At 52.6% G+C, this 16712-nt stretch carries 20 protein-coding genes; 7 read left to right on the forward strand and 13 right to left on the reverse strand.

Annotated elements, in window-relative coordinates:
* Position 1 precedes the first annotated feature (1 nt).
* The 8 genes from trmH to JZ655_RS00425 form a co-directional block, all read right to left on the reverse strand.
* Positions 2-691, reverse strand: a complete 690-nt coding sequence (trmH, locus tag JZ655_RS00390; protein WP_040077819.1) for a tRNA (guanosine(18)-2'-O)-methyltransferase TrmH — start codon at positions 689-691, stop codon at positions 2-4.
* Positions 692-695: 4 nt separating this feature from the next.
* Complete coding sequence (spoT, locus tag JZ655_RS00395; RefSeq protein ID WP_040077821.1) at positions 696-2807, reverse strand: bifunctional GTP diphosphokinase/guanosine-3',5'-bis pyrophosphate 3'-pyrophosphohydrolase; 2112 nt, start codon at positions 2805-2807, stop codon at positions 696-698.
* Positions 2808-2826: 19 nt separating this feature from the next.
* On the reverse strand, positions 2827-3102 hold the full coding sequence (rpoZ, locus tag JZ655_RS00400) for a DNA-directed RNA polymerase subunit omega (protein WP_207292725.1): 276 nt from the start codon (positions 3100-3102) through the stop codon (positions 2827-2829).
* Positions 3103-3156: 54 nt separating this feature from the next.
* Complete coding sequence (gene gmk, locus JZ655_RS00405; protein ID WP_040077822.1) at positions 3157-3780, reverse strand: guanylate kinase; 624 nt, start codon at positions 3778-3780, stop codon at positions 3157-3159.
* A gap of 319 nt (positions 3781-4099) precedes the next feature.
* A protein-coding gene (locus JZ655_RS00410; protein ID WP_160435769.1) for an IS3 family transposase occupies positions 4100-5247 on the reverse strand; the annotation gives its coding sequence in 2 pieces (ribosomal slippage) (positions 4100-5010 and positions 5010-5247; 1149 coding nt in all).
* A gap of 22 nt (positions 5248-5269) precedes the next feature.
* Positions 5270-5695, reverse strand: coding sequence for a hypothetical protein (locus JZ655_RS00415; RefSeq protein ID WP_242637288.1), 426 nt, complete (start codon positions 5693-5695; stop codon positions 5270-5272).
* A 229-nt stretch (positions 5696-5924) separates the two neighbouring features.
* Positions 5925-7187 carry a tyrosine-type recombinase/integrase gene (locus JZ655_RS00420; protein WP_207292726.1) on the reverse strand — a complete coding sequence of 421 codons (1263 nt, stop codon included), beginning with the start codon at positions 7185-7187 and terminating at the stop codon, positions 5925-5927.
* 193 nt (positions 7188-7380) lie between these two features.
* A complete protein-coding gene (locus tag JZ655_RS00425; RefSeq protein WP_207292727.1) occupies positions 7381-8244 on the reverse strand; it encodes a YicC/YloC family endoribonuclease in 864 nt (287 codons plus the stop codon).
* A 125-nt stretch (positions 8245-8369) separates the two neighbouring features.
* On the opposite strand from JZ655_RS00425, the gene rph reads away from it, so the two are divergent.
* Together rph and pyrE are read left to right on the forward strand one after the other, a co-directional pair.
* Entirely contained in the window at positions 8370-9086 is a 717-nt protein-coding gene (rph, locus tag JZ655_RS00430) for a ribonuclease PH (RefSeq protein WP_040077825.1), read from the forward strand.
* Positions 9087-9148: 62 nt separating this feature from the next.
* Positions 9149-9790 carry an orotate phosphoribosyltransferase gene (gene pyrE, locus JZ655_RS00435; RefSeq protein ID WP_207292728.1) on the forward strand — a complete coding sequence of 214 codons (642 nt, stop codon included), beginning with the start codon at positions 9149-9151 and terminating at the stop codon, positions 9788-9790.
* Positions 9791-9850: 60 nt separating this feature from the next.
* Here pyrE and slmA read toward each other — a convergent pair whose 3' ends face one another.
* From slmA to coaBC, 3 genes are all read right to left on the reverse strand, one after another.
* A complete protein-coding gene (gene slmA / locus JZ655_RS00440) occupies positions 9851-10447 on the reverse strand; it encodes a nucleoid occlusion factor SlmA (protein ID WP_040077827.1) in 597 nt (198 codons plus the stop codon).
* A 120-nt stretch (positions 10448-10567) separates the two neighbouring features.
* Positions 10568-11026 carry a dUTP diphosphatase gene (gene dut / locus JZ655_RS00445; protein WP_040077828.1) on the reverse strand — a complete coding sequence of 153 codons (459 nt, stop codon included), beginning with the start codon at positions 11024-11026 and terminating at the stop codon, positions 10568-10570.
* Complete coding sequence (gene coaBC, locus JZ655_RS00450; RefSeq protein ID WP_046886309.1) at positions 11004-12218, reverse strand: bifunctional phosphopantothenoylcysteine decarboxylase/phosphopantothenate--cysteine ligase CoaBC; 1215 nt, start codon at positions 12216-12218, stop codon at positions 11004-11006. The genes dut and coaBC overlap by 23 nt, the downstream gene beginning before the upstream one ends.
* A 174-nt stretch (positions 12219-12392) precedes the next feature.
* On the opposite strand from coaBC, the gene radC reads away from it, so the two are divergent.
* The 4 genes from radC to mutM all read left to right on the forward strand — a co-directional run bounded on the left by radC (position 12393) and on the right by mutM (position 14583).
* Positions 12393-13058, forward strand: a complete 666-nt coding sequence (gene radC, locus JZ655_RS00455) for a RadC family protein (RefSeq protein ID WP_046886308.1) — start codon at positions 12393-12395, stop codon at positions 13056-13058.
* A 216-nt stretch (positions 13059-13274) separates the two neighbouring features.
* Positions 13275-13511 (forward strand): 50S ribosomal protein L28, encoded by a 237-nt coding sequence (gene rpmB / locus JZ655_RS00460; RefSeq protein ID WP_002436699.1) that lies wholly within the window; start codon positions 13275-13277, stop codon positions 13509-13511.
* A gap of 22 nt (positions 13512-13533) precedes the next feature.
* On the forward strand, positions 13534-13701 hold the full coding sequence (gene rpmG / locus JZ655_RS00465; protein WP_003024094.1) for a 50S ribosomal protein L33: 168 nt from the start codon (positions 13534-13536) through the stop codon (positions 13699-13701).
* A gap of 72 nt (positions 13702-13773) precedes the next feature.
* Complete coding sequence (gene mutM / locus JZ655_RS00470) at positions 13774-14583, forward strand: bifunctional DNA-formamidopyrimidine glycosylase/DNA-(apurinic or apyrimidinic site) lyase (RefSeq protein ID WP_207292729.1); 810 nt, start codon at positions 13774-13776, stop codon at positions 14581-14583.
* Between the two features lie 17 nt (positions 14584-14600).
* Here mutM and coaD read toward each other — a convergent pair whose 3' ends face one another.
* Positions 14601-15080 (reverse strand): pantetheine-phosphate adenylyltransferase, encoded by a 480-nt coding sequence (gene coaD / locus JZ655_RS00475; RefSeq protein ID WP_046886306.1) that lies wholly within the window; start codon positions 15078-15080, stop codon positions 14601-14603.
* Positions 15081-15088: 8 nt separating this feature from the next.
* Positions 15089-16366 carry a lipid IV(A) 3-deoxy-D-manno-octulosonic acid transferase gene (waaA, locus tag JZ655_RS00480; RefSeq protein WP_040077834.1) on the reverse strand — a complete coding sequence of 426 codons (1278 nt, stop codon included), beginning with the start codon at positions 16364-16366 and terminating at the stop codon, positions 15089-15091.
* 36 nt (positions 16367-16402) lie between these two features.
* On the opposite strand from waaA, the gene JZ655_RS00485 reads away from it, so the two are divergent.
* Positions 16403-16603, forward strand: coding sequence for a hypothetical protein (locus JZ655_RS00485; RefSeq protein WP_156132636.1), 201 nt, complete (start codon positions 16403-16405; stop codon positions 16601-16603).
* The last annotated feature ends 109 nt before the right edge of the window (positions 16604-16712 follow it).

Here is a 16712-nt window from a genome sequence, read left to right on the forward strand (position 1 = left end):
TTTATCCCGCGTACTGCATGGTAGCCCACCACCCGGCATCGGCTTCGATCTCGCCCTGCGCGTTGACGTGGGGGTAGGGTAATTTTTTCTGCTTCGCCACGCGGGCCAGCACCGGATAACCGCCTTCGAACAGCAGGCGCTGTTGCTCCTCTTCCGGCAACATGCTGTTACTACGCTGGTACATACCGGCGTTCTGACGCTGGCGCTGTGCTTCGTAGAGAATCAGAGCGGAGGCCACCGAGACGTTTAACGACTGCACCATGCCAATCATCGGGATGATAATGTCCTGATCCGCCAGATCTAACGCTTCCTGGGTGATCCCGGTCTTTTCCTGACCCATCAAAATGCAGGTAGGACGGGTGTAGTCGATCTCGCGGAAATCGACGGCCTTATCGGAGAGGTGGGTTGCCAGCACCTGCATTCCGCGCCCTTTAAGGTGCGAAACGGCTTCGCTGATGGTTTTGTGATTTTTTACCTGCACCCAGCTGTTGCTGCCCGCCGCCGCGGACACCATCGGGCGCATGCGGTGATCCTGCCAGACGGCGTGCACTTCGTGCACGCCCACGGCATCGGCGGTACGGACGATAGCAGAGACGTTATGCGGCTTATGTACCTGCTCCATGCACACCGTCAGATCCGGCTGTCGCCTGGCGAGCATCTCACAGATACGCTCGTAACGTTTCGCGTTCATCAGCTTAGTTTCTGTTACGGGTGACTTTGATGACGTCCGGCATCACGCGGATTTTGCGCATAATGTTCGCCAGATGCACACGGTCACGGGCCGTCAGACGAATGAAGGCGCTGTAGACGCGGCCATCTTTCTCTTCCGTGTTCAAACTCTGGATATTGGAGGATGCCGTATTGATGGCAGCCGTCAGGTTCGCCAGTGCCCCCTGGTGGTTGAACATATCGACCTTAATTTCGGTGATAAATTCTTGCTCGGTCTCTTTATCCCACTCAACCGCCATGAACTTCTCAGGCTCTTTCTGGTAGCCGCGGATGTTACGACAGGATTCGTGGTGAATAACCAGGCCTTTACCTGGGCTGACGTGCGCCAGAATCGGGTCGCCAGGGATCGGGCGGCAACATTTGGCGAAGGTGATAAGCACCCCGTCAGCGCCTTTGATGGGCAGATGGGTATGGCCAGACGCGCCAGGCGCTATTGGCGTGGCTTCGCCCTGTTGCAGGTTCTTCGCCACGACCACACTCATGGCGTTGCCAAGACCGATTTCCGCCAGCAGATCGTCCATCGTGGCGAGCTTCATGCGCTCAAGCTCACGCTGAATGTTCTCTTTCGGAATCTCGTTCAGTTTACGGCTACCGCCCAGCGCATGGTTGAGCAGACGACGCCCCAGGCTGACGGAGTCGTCACGCTTGAGGTTCTTCAGCAGCTGGCGAATTTTGGCGCGGGCTTTGGAGCTGACGACAAAGTTAAGCCACGCCGCATTTGGGCGAGCGCCGGGTGCGGTAATGATTTCCACGGTCTGACCGCTGGTCAGCGGCTGCGACAGCGGATACGGCTGTCTGTCGACGCGGGCACCTACGCAGGCATGACCGATATCGGTGTGCACGGCATAGGCGAAGTCAACCGGCGTGGCGCCGGCAGGCAGTTCGACAATGCGCCCTTCCGGCGTGAAAACGTAAATCTCATCCGGGAAGAGATCGGATTTAACGCTCTCGATAAATTCAAACGAGCTGCCGGCGCTTTGTTGCAGCTCCAGCAGGCTTTGCATCCAGCGCTGGGCGCGAATTTGCGCCGTAGTGCTGGTTTCACCGTGCTCTTTATACGCCCAGTGTGCCGCAACCCCCATCTCTGCCATCTGATCCATGTCTTCGGTACGGATCTGCACTTCGACCGGCACGCCGTGTGGCCCGATCATCGAGGTGTGCAGAGACTGATAGCCGTTCGCTTTAGGAATGGCGATATAGTCTTTCATGCGCCCCGGACGCGGCTTGTAGAGGCTGTGCATCTGGCCCAACACGCGATAACAGGTGTCGGAATCATGGACGATGACGCGGAAGGCGTAGATATCCATGATCGAGTGAAAACGTTGCTCTTTAAGCACCATTTTGCAGTAGATGGAGTAGAGATGTTTTTCGCGACCGCTGACGCGGCATGGAATACCCGCTTCCTGTAGACGCCCTTCGATTTCAGAGAGGATTTTTTGAATCATCTCTTTACGGTTGCCACGTGCGGCTTTCACCACCTCTTTGATCACGCGGAAGCGGTTCGGGTACAACGCTTCAAAGCCCAGCTCTTCAAGCTCGGTCTTGATGTGATGAATACCTAAACGGTGCGCCAGCGGGCTATAGATTTCGAGGGTTTCACGGGCGATGCGGCGACGCTTATCCGGGCGAAGTGAGCCCAGCGTGCGCATATTGTGGGTACGGTCAGCGAGTTTAATGAGAATGACGCGGATATCCTGCACCATCGCCATTATCATCTTGCGAAAGTTTTCGGCTTGCGCCTCTTTCTTATCCTGGAATTTAAGCTTATCCAGCTTAGAGACCCCTTCCACCAGCTCGGCAACGCTTTTGCCAAACAGCTGTTCCATATCCTGGTAGGTGGCGGGGGTATCTTCGATCACATCATGCAGCAGCGCGGCCATCAGCGTTTCATAGTCGAGTTTCATCTCGGCCAGAATGCAGGCAACCGCCACCGGGTGCGTGATGTAGGGTTCACCGCTTGAACGTGTCTGGCCCTCGTGAGCGTCACGTGCAACGAGATACGCCTGCTGAAGACGCTTAATCTGGTCTTCAGGCAGGTAGGTTTGAATCAGTTGATTCAGGCTTTCAAACAGATACAAGGGCGACCCGCAGGTTTAATTAACGACGACCTTCAGCAATGGCGGTAACGGCCTGCAGTTCTGCGGCTTCCTGATCTTGCTGCTCCTGGCGCTCACGCACGTCGAGGATCTGGTTGTTGATCAGACCTTCTTCGATTTCGCGAAGTGCAATAACGGTGGTTTTATCGTTTTCTTCCGGTACCAGCGGATCTTTACCGCCAACCTGCATCTGACGAGCGCGACGCGCGGCGACCAGCACCAGGTCAAAACGGTTACCAATTTTCTCTACAGCGTCCTGAACAGTTACGCGTGCCATACTTGAAATGCTCCACAGATGAAGAAATGACTGGGCATGATACTGAATGTAGGTTCAGTCTGCCAACAGTTTGGTGATTAATGCGTCATGTCGCTGCTTCTGGCGGCTCATACGCAGACGTTCGGCGCGAAGAATGGTTTTGAGATCGCTCAGGGCGGCATCAAAGTCATCATTCACAATCAGGTAATCATATTCAGCGTAATGGCTCATTTCCGCAACTGCCTGAGCCATACGTTTGGCGATTACCTCTTCGCTATCCTGGCCACGGCCACGCAGGCGGCGGTCTAGCTCATCTTTCGACGGCGGTAAAATAAAGATGCTACGCGAATCAGGCATTTTATTGCGGATTTGCTGCGCGCCCTGCCAGTCGATATCCAGAAACACATTTACGCCCGTAGCCAGAACTTGCTCAATGGTCTCGCGGGATGTGCCGTAATAGTTGCCAAAGACCTCGGCGTGTTCAAGAAACGCATCTCTGGCAATCATCGCTCTGAATTCGTCGTGATTAACAAAGAAATAGTGTTCACCGTGCACCTCACCTGGACGCGGCGCTCGCGTGGTATGAGAAACGGACACCTGCGTGTCGTACAACGGTTGGGTTTTTAACAGCGCCTGAATCAGACTGGATTTACCCGCGCCACTAGGGGCAGAAACAATATAAAGCGTGCCTTGAGCCATGAGAGTCTTTTGTATGTGTTAACGAAGAAAGTCCTACATACGGGCTTATTATACACGTCGCCGCTGCGCGACGTAGCCTTTGTCACATTTTTTCCCTCTCTTGCAGATTTTTGCCTGCTTTTTTCCAGATTTATTGCCCGTTTGCTGCAACAAAAACAATTTCTGAATAACGCCTCGTGGAATTGGCTTTTGCCCATCGCACCCGGGAGTCGGTCTGCGTTATACCCATTCTCATTGCAGGGAGGGGTAACAATGTGGCGATGGGCTGGAGCAGTAATGATGGTATGGAGCGGCTACGGAATGAATCGCCACAGATAATCTAGACACTTCCGAGCCGCTGATAATATTGTTTTTCGTATTCAGTTGGTGGCATATGATCACTCGAACCATGCCGACGCTTACTGTTATAAAACATTTCGATGTAATCAAAAATATCACCGCGAGCTTCTTCTCGCGTTCCGTAGATCTTTTTCTTTATCCGTTCACGTTTCAGTAGCTGGAAAAAACTTTCTGCGACTGCGTTGTCATGACAGTTACCGCGACGGCTCATACTGCCCTCCAGCCCGTGTGATTTCAGGAACGACTGCCACTCATAGCTTGTGTACTGACTGCCTTGATCAGAATGAACCAGCACCTGCTTTTGAGGATTACGTCGCCACACGGCCATCAGAAGTGCATTCAGGACAATATCCTTTGTCATCCGGGGCTGCATTGACCAGCCAATAACTTTGCGCGAGAACAGGTCAACAACCACAGCCAGATACAGCCAGCCTTCGTGAGTCCGGATGTAGGTGATGTCCGTTACCCAACGCTCATCCGGTGCTTCCGGGTTGAACTGCCGCTGGAGCCTGTTGGGCGTCACGATGCTGGTTTCACCCTTACGTGCCCGTGGGCTACGGTACCCGACCTGAGCCCTTATCCCGGCACGCTTCATCAGTCGCCAGACACGGTTAACTCCGCACTGTTGTCCGGTATCCCGCAGGTCGAGGTGGATCTTGCGATAACCATAAACGCAACCCGACTCCAGCCAGAACTGCTTTATCAGCCCCGTCAGCCTCAGGTCAGCATGATGCCGCCGTGAATCCGGCTGCTGAAGCCAGGCGTAAAAACCACTCGGATGCACATCCAGCACCCGACAAAGCAGTCGGACAGGCCAGCAATAGGTGTTGTCACGGATAAAGGCGTACCTCAGTCGGACAGCTTTGCGAAGTACGCCGCGGCTTTTTTTAATATGTCCCGTTCGTCGGTAACCCGCTTCAGCTCTTTCTGGAGGCGTCGGATCTCAGCCTGAGCGTCTGACTGGACTTTATTGGTTGAGGAATCCGGGCCATATGCCTTTATCCAGGCATAAAGACTGTGGGTGGTGATACCGAGACGTGTTGCCACGCTGGAAACAGAATGGCCGCGATCAACAACCTGTTTTACCGCTTCAATTTTAAACTCTTCGGGATAACGCTTACCGCTCATGGGCACCTCTCTTTAAGTCATCTTAAATGACTCTGAGGTGTCTGTTAAACCCGTGGCGATTCAAACCTCTCTCAGGAAGGAACCAGAAATAAGTGGCATACCCTGGTATACTTCCCCCTTGTACCGCGTTTAAGATAACCTCTGGATCGGCGCCGAATCTTGCGGTTTCACTTATGGAAGGTACTTGTTGTCCATTGGTTGGAATCTCATTCCACATAAGCAATGTCCAGTCATCCCCATTCCTTTTTGCATCCACAAGATAACAAGGATATCTCTCTTCATTGGCTTCGAAGGTTTTAGTCTGCTTCAAGGTCTTCGTACTAGCCCAGTGTTGCAGATCTGCCAACATTTCCGTTACATTTCCGAATTCTGGAACTGGTTTGCCATGTGCGTAATAACCCGCTTTATTTATCCTATAAAAAGTAAAAACCGCCTGCTCAAATGCCATGTGTATAGACCTGTAATGATTATGAAAATCCTAATGTAATATCATTTTACGGTTCTATGCTACTGATCGTTTAAACGCGATACTGTATAAGTATACAGTATCGCGTCTGATCTGCAATTCGATTTTCAGTTTGTTGCGGATGCTATCCTGAAACAGGACGTGCTGATGCTTAGGCCACGGTAGCTGACTACAGGCTGCAATAGCCTGACAAACTGAGTTTTCATTTGCCTTATGCCATGTCCTTTCTCAATGGCATCACGTTATAACCCTCGCCTCTTTCTAAAGAAACAAGCAAGTCAGCCCAAAGCTCAAGCGCTTGCCTCCTCTCATCGAAATACTGATAACGGTTATAAATCCCTTCAACGCCTTTGATTCTGTGGTTCAGGCAGCGTTCTGCAACTACCGGATCAACTCCTAACGCAGCCAGATGTGATCGTGCGGTACGCCGAAAATCATGAATAGTAAAATTAGGTACGTCAGGAAGATTACCCTTTACCTTGCTTAAGGCTACAGGCAATGTGCTTTCTTGTATGTGGGGGATCATACGGTGCTGCATCTTTCTGGCTGGAAGCACCCACTGGCTATTGCAGGACATCTGATGCAGCTCTTTTAGCCATTCAAGCGCAGGTGCAGGGATAGGGATATCTATCGCATCACCATTCTTAACTCGTTCTGCGGGTAAGTGCCAGGCTGCTTCATCAAGGTCGAACTCCTCCCAGCGTGCACCACAAAGCTCCATTTTACGGCAGCAAAACACCAGCAGAAGCTTCATTGTCAGCTCGTTTTGACGTGAGAAACCTTTTGTCATGGGCATAGCCTGAAAGAGCTTCATCAATTCGTCACGGCTCAGCCAGCGTTCTCTGCTTTGCTCCTGTCCGCCAGCATCTGAGATTTCAAAAGCACTGGTAGGATTGCTTTCAAGCATATGTCGCTTGATACCGTAATCAAAAATACGGCGAGTCCAGCGAAGAACGTCATTGGCAACTGTAGGAGCACCACGTTGGACGATTTTTTGTAGCATATCGTCGATATGCCAGGGTTTAACATCTTCGATTCTGTGATTCCCGATTGCGGGATTGATGTCTTTGTCTATGCGGCGGCGCAGAATGTCGGGGTGCTTCCACCGATTGAGGATCTGACGTTCAAAGTATTCTGCCGCCAGTTCTGAAACGCGCAGTGCATGTTTCACCTCCTCCATCTTCTTCAGCGCTTCAGCCTTACGTTCCTGCTTCTCTCCCGCTACGTCATGTCCCAGAGCGACACGGGCAGAAAGTTCTTTAGCAATTTCCCGCGCTTTCGCGAGCGAAATACTGGAGTAATAGCCAATCAGCATAACTCTGGCTTTGCCCGCCATTTTGTAGCGAAATCGCCAGAATGGGGCGCTATAAGTTTTTGGAAAACAGATGTATAGCCCATTCCCGTCAGAGCGACCCGCAAAGTGCTCATTGTTTCTAATCCATGTACGGATTTGTATGTCTGTCAGTTTTCCCATATGTCTCTCATCATCAGGGGGGGTGTACTTAAACGTGTGTACTTAAACCTGAATAAGTACACCTTTAAGTACACGCAGAACACGCGCTGTAGTGATACTTCATGAGACTATATAAAACAAAAAAGACCATGATTTACAATGGTCTTTTTATCCTGACGAGACTTAGTGAGACGACGCGAGATCGCGTGAAACGTTACTCGATATTCTGAATCTGCTCGCGCATCTGCTCGATCAGCACTTTCAGCTCAATAGCAGAGTTGGTCACTTCAGAGTTAATAGACTTTGAAGCCAGAGTGTTCGACTCACGGTTGAACTCCTGCATCATGAAGTCGAGACGACGGCCTACTGCCTCTTTCTTCTTCAGGATGTTATAGGTTTCTTTTACGTGCGCTTCCAGACGGTCCAGCTCTTCTGCAACGTCTACGCGCTGAGCCATCAGCACCAGCTCTTGTTCCAGGCGATTGTTCTCGAGCTGAACTTCGGCCTCTTCCAGTTTGGAAACCAGGCGTTCGCGCTGCCATTGCAGGACTTCTGGCATGTGAGTGCGCACTTTCGCCACTTCACCGCTCACCCCTTCCAGACGCTGCTCAATAAGCGCCTTCAGTGCCTGGCCTTCGGTTTCACGTGCGATGATGAAATCATCCAGGGTGCTGTCGAGCGCGGCGAGGATTTCTGCGGCAATGGCGTCCAGATCCTGTTCCTGAGCCGCCATCACGCCTGGCCAGCGCAGGATATCAACCGGGTTAATTTCCCCTTCGTCACTCTGCATTTTGACCCAGTTCGCGGCATTAACCAGCTGTTTAGCCAGTTTTTCGTTCAGGACCAACTCCCCCTGCGCGCTGGCATCGGGTTCGTAGCGCAGGCTGCACTCGATTTTGCCGCGAGTCAGACGGGAGCGGATACGCTCACGAATCACTGGCTCGAGGCCACGGAACTGCTCCGGCAGACGAAAATAGGTCTCCAGGTAGCGCTGGTTTACCGAGCGCATTTCCCATGTGGCGCTACCCCATGCACCTTTGATTTCACGCCGGGCGTAGGCGGTCATACTGCGGATCATAGTCGTTCCTGTTTTTAAAGGAGAGATGGGGGGATTATAGCTTTCGGGGCCTTCCCAGGATAGGAATAAGCAGCATTAATCCGTATAATGCGCAGCCACATTCGTTTCAAGCCGGAGATTCCATCATGCGTCCAGCAGGTCGTAGCGCCAATCAGGTGCGCCCCGTCACCCTGACCCGTAATTACACAAAACACGCTGAAGGTTCCGTGCTTGTTGAATTTGGTGATACCAAAGTGCTCTGCACCGCCTCGATTGAAGAGGGCGTTCCACGCTTTCTGAAAGGCCAGGGCCAGGGCTGGATCACCGCCGAGTACGGTATGTTGCCGCGTGCCACACATACCCGTAACGCCCGCGAAGCGGCGAAAGGTAAGCAGGGCGGCCGTACTATGGAAATCCAGCGACTGATCGCGCGTGCGCTGCGCGCAGCTGTTGATTTGAAAGTGCTGGGTGAATTTACCATTACGCTGGACTGCGACGTTATCCAGGCCGATGGCGGTACTCGTACAGCGTCTATTACCGGTGCCTGTGTGGCGCTGGCCGATGCCCTGAACAAGCTGGTGGCGGCTGGTAAACTGAAAACTAACCCAATGAAAGGGATGGTGGCGGCGGTGTCCGTCGGGATTGTTAATGGCGAAGCGCTATGCGATCTGGAATATGTAGAAGATTCCGCTGCAGAGACCGACATGAACGTGGTGATGACCGAAGACGGGCGCATTATCGAGGTGCAGGGCACCGCAGAAGGCGAACCCTTCACCCATGAAGAACTTCTTACCTTGCTGGCGTTGGCCCGAGGGGGGATTGAGTCCATCGTAACGACGCAGAAGGCGGCGTTGGAAAACTGATTTTAAGGGCGACGTTGTCGCCCTTTTTTTTGTCTGTAGAAAAGTGAATGAGGAGCGAATCCATGAAAGCATATCAGCGCCAGTTTATTGAATTTGCGCTTAACAAGCAGGTACTGAAGTTTGGCGAGTTTACGTTGAAATCCGGGCGCAAGAGCCCCTATTTCTTCAACGCCGGGCTGTTTAATACCGGGCGCGATCTGGCACTGTTAGGCCGTTTTTATGCCGAAGCGCTGATGGATTCCGGCATTGACTTCGATCTGCTGTTCGGCCCTGCTTACAAAGGCATTCCGATTGCGACCACCACGGCGGTGGCGCTGGCTGAACACCATGAACGCGATGTTCCATACTGCTTCAACCGTAAAGAGGCCAAAACACACGGCGAGGGCGGCAACCTGGTCGGTAGCGAACTTCAGGGACGTGTCATGCTGGTGGATGACGTGATCACGGCGGGAACTGCGATTCGTGAATCGATGGAGATTATCCAGGCAAATAACGCGGAGCTAGCAGGCGTGCTCATTTCGCTGGATCGCCAGGAGCGTGGTCGCGGCGAGATTTCTGCCATTCAGGAAGTGGAGCGTGATTACGGCTGCAAAGTGATCTCTATCGTGACCCTGAGAGATCTGATTAGCTATCTGGAAGAGAAACCGGAAATGGCAGATCACCTGGCGGCGGTGCGTGCGTACAGGGAAGCATACGGCGTGTAATAAATAGCCCGGTGGCGCGATGCTTACCGGGCTTATACTTTTTGCAGAGTGAAACGGATGTTATTGCAATTGCGCGGCGACGAGCGGCCAGCGGGCGTCGAAATCGTCGGTTGGGCGATATTTGAACTCGCTGCGCACGAAACGGGAGAGCATGCCTTCACAGAAAGCCAGCACCTGGCTTGCCAGCAGCGTTTCATCGATGGTGTAACCTTCACCTTCACGCATTCTCTTTTCGCGTAGCACTTGACGCAATTGCGCTTCGATACGCTCAAAAAGCTGGTTAATCCGCCCCTGCAGTCGATCTTGTTCGAACATCAGCGCGTGTCCGGTCAGGATACGGGTTAGCCCGGGGTTACGTTCACCGAATCCCAGAATCAATAGGACAATCAGGCGCAGGCGCGCAGAGGTGTCTTTCTCATCTTTCAGAATCAGGTTGATACGCGTAATCAGACTGTCTTCGATAAACTCGATCAGACTGTCGAACATGCGTGTCTTGCTGGGGAAATGACGATACAACGCCGCCTCCGACACGCCGACAGAGGCGGCCAGCTTAGCGGTGGTGATGCGTTGACTGCCGTCGCTGGATTCAAGCATCAGAGCCAGAGATTGAAGTATTTCTTCGCGACGATTCCTTTTCGCAGTTTGTTTTTCTGCCATGTTACAAAATACCCCTGAAAATAAGCACTTGTCAGGCTCGCATCCACACAGCGACCGCAAACTGGCGTTTGCGGTTTGTTATGACATTATGGCGCTGTGAAATACGGAGTGTTCGGGCGTTTATTTGCGCCCGGAATGGCCGAAGCCGCCTTCGCCACGGTCGGTGGCATCAAAGTCTTCCACCAGGTTAAATTCTGCCTGAACTACGGGTACAAACACCATCTGCGCGATACGCTCGCCCGGTTCAATGGTAAAGCTGTCCTGACCACGGTTCCAGACAGAAACCATCAACTGGCCCTGGTAATCGGAGTCAATCAGCCCGACCAGGTTGCCCAGGACGATACCGTGTTTATGGCCAAGGCCAGAACGCGGCAGAATAACCGCTGCCAGAGAAGGATCGGCAATGTGAATTGCCAGGCCAGTCGGTAACAGGGTGGTGGCGCCCGGAGCCAGTTCTACGGCGTTGTCGAGACAGGCACGCAGGTCAAGACCGGCAGAGCCGGAGGTGGCATAGGTTGGCAGCGGAAATTGCTGTCCAACACGCGGGTCCAGAATCTTAACGTCGATTTTTTTCATCATAACGGGTAACGATCTCGTCCAGTAATTGTTGGCCCAGGAGCGCTTTTCGCTCAAGCGGTAAGCGTTTTTCTCCATCCTGCCAGAATAAGTGCAGCGCGTTGCTGTCGCTGTTAAATCCTTGTGTAGCCAGCGATACGTCATTCGCACAAATCAAATCGAGATGTTTGCGGGTACGTTTTTGCCGGGCGTATTCTTCCACATTATTTGTTTCAGCAGCAAATCCAACAACAAAAGGTCGATTGATCTTTAATGCCCCCACATTCGCAACGATATCGGGGTTTTTGACCATTTTTATTGTAATTTCATCGCCTTGCTTTTTGATTTTCTGCTCGGCGATGTCAGCTGCGCGGTAATCCGCGACGGCGGCGCAGCCGATAAAAATATGCTGCTGCTGGACGTCTGACTGAACAGCCGCATCCATCTCCAGCGCGGTGGTCACATCAATACGATGGACCTGCGGCGGCGTGGGTAGTGAGACCGGTCCGCTGACCAGCGTCACTTTTGCCCCGCGCTCTGCAGCGGCGGCAGCGATAGCGAAACCCATCTTACCGGAGCTCTTGTTCGTGATGTAACGCACCGGATCCAGGGACTCACGTGTCGGGCCCGCGGTAATCATGATGTTGAGATGTTGCAGATCGTTTACAGGCGAAAAATGGTCAGCGGCAAGATCGACAATCGCAAGCGGGTCGAGCATGCGCCCTGGACCGACATCGCCACAAGCCTGGCTGCCGCTGTCCGGACCCCAGATAAGCAGATCGCGCGACGCAAGCGTCGCAAGGTTATGTTGGGTTGCGGCATTGCGATACATCTGCTGGTTCATGGCCGGCACCACTGCTACGGGGGCCGGTGTAGCCAGGCAAATTGTCGACACAAGGTCGTTAGCCATGCCCGCTGCAACGCGGGCGATTAAATCTGCTGTCGCCGGGGCAAGAATCACAAGGTCTGCCCATTTCCCCAGCTCAATATGGCCCATGGCGGCTTCTGCTGCCGGGTCGAGAAGACTATCGGAAACCGGAAAACCGGAGACGGCCTGTAAGCTCATGGGCGTGATAAAGGCTTTACCGCCTTCGGTGATCGCCACCCGTACTTCCGCTCCGCGCTCGCGCAAACGGCGCACCAGCTCTGGCGCTTTATAGGCAGCAATACCGCCGCTCACGCCAAGAACGATTTTTTTACCGGCCAGGCTCTTCATGATTCTTTCCTGTTGGGTTCACCAGAGAGTGGAGCATTTTATCACAATCCGAAAAGCATCGTGTTGTTGTCCCTTGAATCACTTTGCGAGGCGCTACGCAAGACGGCAAATTTCAGGTCGAGTGCTGTCCAGGCCTGTGGCAGCATGCTTTTGCAATAGTAAGGAGATAAGCATATGGAAATAACCTGCCCGATGCTGCCCCGGGAAAAGCTGCTGAAAGATGGCGTTGCCACCTTAACAGATACCGAGTTACTGGCGCTGTTTTTGCGCACCGGTACGCGCGGCAAAAACGTCTTTACGCTTGCCAGCGAAATGCTCGAACACTTTGGCTCATTGTATAGCTTGCTGTCGGCCGAGCTGGTTGATTTTGAGCGTGTCGAAGGTATCGGCATCGCGAAATACGCGCAGTTAAAAGGAATTGCTGAGCTGGCCCGTCGTTATTACGTGTCACAGATGCACGAGGATGACTCGCTGCTGAGTCCTGACCAGGCCCTCACCTTTTTACAAAGCCAGCTAAGTGAAGAAGAACGTGAGATCTTTATGGTGATCTTTCTGGATAATCAGCATCGAGTCATTCATCATTGCCGTCTGTTTTCAGGAACGCTGAATTCTGTTGAGGTACATCCGCGTGAAATCGTGCGGGAGGCAGTAAAAGTAAATGCAGCCGCCGTGATCCTCGCGCATAATCACCCCTCGGGGCGCGCAGAGCCGAGCAACGCCGACAAAGAAGTGACCCAACGTATCATAAAATGTTGTCAATTCATGGACATTAGAGTCGTTGACCATCTGATCATTGGCCGCGGAGAGTACGTTTCTTTTGCAGAACATGGTTGGATTTAGGTCATTTCACGCGATCCATAGGGATCTTTGTCTGTTCGGGACTTGAGCACACCGCCGAGTCAGCGTATACTACGCCACCTTTGAGAATCTCGGGTTTGGCATTTGGGCCTGGCAATCGAGAGTTCACTTAGAACTGCGATGACCGGGCTGTAAAGCCTGACGAGGCGCCGATACCCCATACGAAGCTCGAGCTAATTTGATTTTTGGAGAATAGACATGTCCCGAGTCTGCCAAGTTACTGGCAAGCGTCCGGTGACCGGTAACAACCGTTCCCACGCACTGAACGCGACTAAACGCCGTTTCCTGCCGAACCTGCACTCTCACCGTTTCTGGGTTGAGAGCGAGAAGCGTTTTGTCACCCTGCGTGTATCTGCTAAAGGTATGCGTGTTATTGATAAGAAAGGCATCGATACAGTTCTGTCCGAACTGCGTGCCCGTGGCGAAAAGTACTAAGTACTTAAAGAGGAAATAAATCATGGCTAAAGGTATTCGCGAGAAAATCAAGCTGGTTTCTTCTGCTGGTACAGGTCACTTCTACACCACCACGAAGAACAAACGTACTAAGCCGGAAAAACTGGAACTGAAAAAATTCGATCCAGTTGTACGCCAGCACGTACTGTACAAAGAAGCTAAAATTAAATAATTTTAGACTCCTTGTAGAAAAACCCCGCTTCGGCGGGGTTTTTTGCATTCTGCGTAGCCCAACGGAGGAAACATGCCTGAATTACCCGAGGTAGAGACCAGCCGCCGCGGTATTGAGCCTCACCTGGTCGGCGAAACTATTCTTCATGCGATTGTGCGCAACGGTCGCCTGCGCTGGCCTGTCTCCGATGAGATTCATGCGTTGAGCGACAAACCCGTGCTCAGTGTGCAACGTCGCGCGAAATATCTGCTTCTGGAGTTGCCTGATGGCTGGATTATTATCCACCTCGGCATGTCCGGGAGCCTACGCATCTTGCCTCATGAGCTGCCACCAGATAAGCATGACCATGTTGATCTGGTCATGAGCAACGGTAAAGTGCTGCGCTATACCGATCCGCGTCGCTTTGGCGCCTGGCTATGGACGAAAGAGCTGGAAGGGCACAATGTACTGGCTCATCTCGGCCCTGAGCCGCTGAGCGATGATTTTGATGCGCATTACCTGAAGGCTAAGTGCGAGAAGAAGAAAACCCCTATCAAACCCTGGCTGATGGATAACAAGCTGGTCGTGGGTGTCGGTAACATTTATGCCAGTGAATCGCTGTTTGCAGCCGGGATCCATCCGGATCGCCTGGCGTCGTCACTCTCTGCTGATGAGTGCGCGTTGCTGGTAAAAGTGATTAAAGCCGTTTTACAGCGCTCGATTGAGCAGGGCGGCACGACGTTGAAGGATTTTCTGCAAAGCGACGGTAAGCCAGGCTACTTTGCGCAAGAACTGCAGGTTTATGGCCGCAAAGGGGAGGCTTGTCGGGTATGCGGCTCGCCCATAGTGGCGACAAAACATGCCCAGCGAGCAACATTTTATTGCCGCCAGTGCCAGAAATGACATGGCAAGCCAGGCGTTTATTTCAGCCTGGCTAACAGCGCCTGATGGACATTTTCTGGCAGGAAGTGTGTGACATCTCCGGCATGACGCGCCACTTCTTTCACCAGCGATGAAGAGATAAATGACCACTCTTTTGATGGCATCAGAAAGACACTTTCCAGCTCGGGCATCAGATGGCGGTTCATATGCGCCAGCTGCATTTCATACTCAAAATCAGCAACGGCACGCAGGCCACGTATCAGAATGTTGGCCTGCTGTGTGCGGGCAAAATTCGCCATTAAATCGCTAAAACCGACCACTTCGACATTGGGCAGGTGAGCCGTAGCGCTTTCCGCAAGGGCGACACGTTCATCCAGGTCGAACAGCGGCTTCTTGCTGGGACTGGCAGCGATGGCCAGGATAACCTGATCAAACATGCTGGCTGCGCGCGTGACAATATCAATGTGACCATTGGTAATGGGATCGAAAGTGCCCGGATAAATCGCCCGTTTAAGCATAACAGCCCTCAATGCGTTTTAGGTGGCAGATACGGTTCCAGTAACTGGAGTAGGCGTTGCAGTGCGCCCTGGTTTTGATACAGCACTTCAACGGCATGGCGACCGTAAAAATTGCGGTAATCGGCATCGGTTAGCAAAGAGGAGACCTCTTTCGCCAGCGTCGCAGCATCGGTCACGGTAATCAGACCGCCTGCACTATCGAGACGGGCACAAATATCTTTAAAATTAAAGGTATGTGGCCCCATCAAGACGGGAATAGCATGCGCTGCCGCTTCCAGAGGGTTATGCCCACCACGTTCAACCAGCGAACCGCCCACAAAAGCGAGATCGGCAATGCCGTAAAGCAGCATCAGCTCGCCCATTGTGTCGCCGACTACAACCTGCGTGCTGGCAGAAGGTACTTCGCCAGATGAACGAGTGATATAGCTTAGACCCGCGCCACGCACAAGGTTAACGGCATCCGGGAATCGCTCGGGATGACGTGGCACCAGAATCAGCAGCAGATTAGGAAACTGTTCTAACAATGCCTGATGGGCTGCGATCACCGCGCTCTCTTCGCCATCGTGCGTGCTGGTAGCAATCCACACTGGACGGTGCGGCGCCCATTGACGACGCAGCGTGACGGCTTTCGCTGCAAGCTGCGGCGTGACGGAAATATCGAACTTAAGGCTGCCGGTGACGGTAACCTGATTGTTCTTTGCTCCTAATGTCACAAAGCGTTCGCCGTCTTCTTCATTTTGTGCGGCAATCAGGGTAATACGACGTAGCAGTCGGCGTACAAATTTGCCCAGCTTTGCATACCCCGCCGCCGAGCGAGCAGAGAGACGCGCGTTGGCAATCACCAGGGGGATTTTGCGTTTATGCAGGGCCGCAATCAGGTTTGGCCACAGCTCCGTCTCCATAATTAACACCAGCTTCGGGTCAACTTTATTCAGGAAACGGCCAACGGCATCAGGTAGATCGTAAGGCAGGTAAACATGCTGAACATCGCTACCAAAAGCTGACTGCACGCGCTCTGACCCTGTTGGAGTCATGGTAGTTACGGTGATCGGCAGATCGGGGTAACGGTGGCGTAAAGCACGAACGAGTGGGATTGCGGCCAGCGTTTCGCCCACAGAGACCGAATGCAGCATGATGCCGCCTGGCTTGAGTGGACGACGGTAAAACCCGTAGCGTTCCGCCCAACGTTTACGATAAGCCGGTGCTTTACGTCCACGCACCCATAGCCGTATCCAGATCAGTGGCTGAATGAGGTATAGAAGGGCGGTGTAAAGCAATTCGAGCATAGTAAATCGCTGGGTTATGGATGTGCTGGGGATTCTATGTATTTAGCTGCGCCTTTGCCATTACTTTTCCTGTTTTTGGTCTATTTAGACGCCTGTACACCGCCACTTGCGATGCCTATGATTTTTGTATTTTTATGCGATTTGTTGAATTTTACCGCCAGGGGCACCCGGAACCAACGTGAACAAGCCGCTTTTACCACAAATTATCATGCTTATCATGCTGATTTAACTGCATAAAATGAATGCTCTGATTAAATTTTATTCGTATCGGATTGAAGCGAAAGAAGTGTTACACTAGCGCACAAAAGTGAGTGCGGTATCAGTATTCAGGTAGCTGTTGAGCCTG

Source organism: Leclercia pneumoniae, from assembly GCF_017348915.1.
Classification (GTDB): domain Bacteria; phylum Pseudomonadota; class Gammaproteobacteria; order Enterobacterales; family Enterobacteriaceae; genus Enterobacter; species Enterobacter pneumoniae.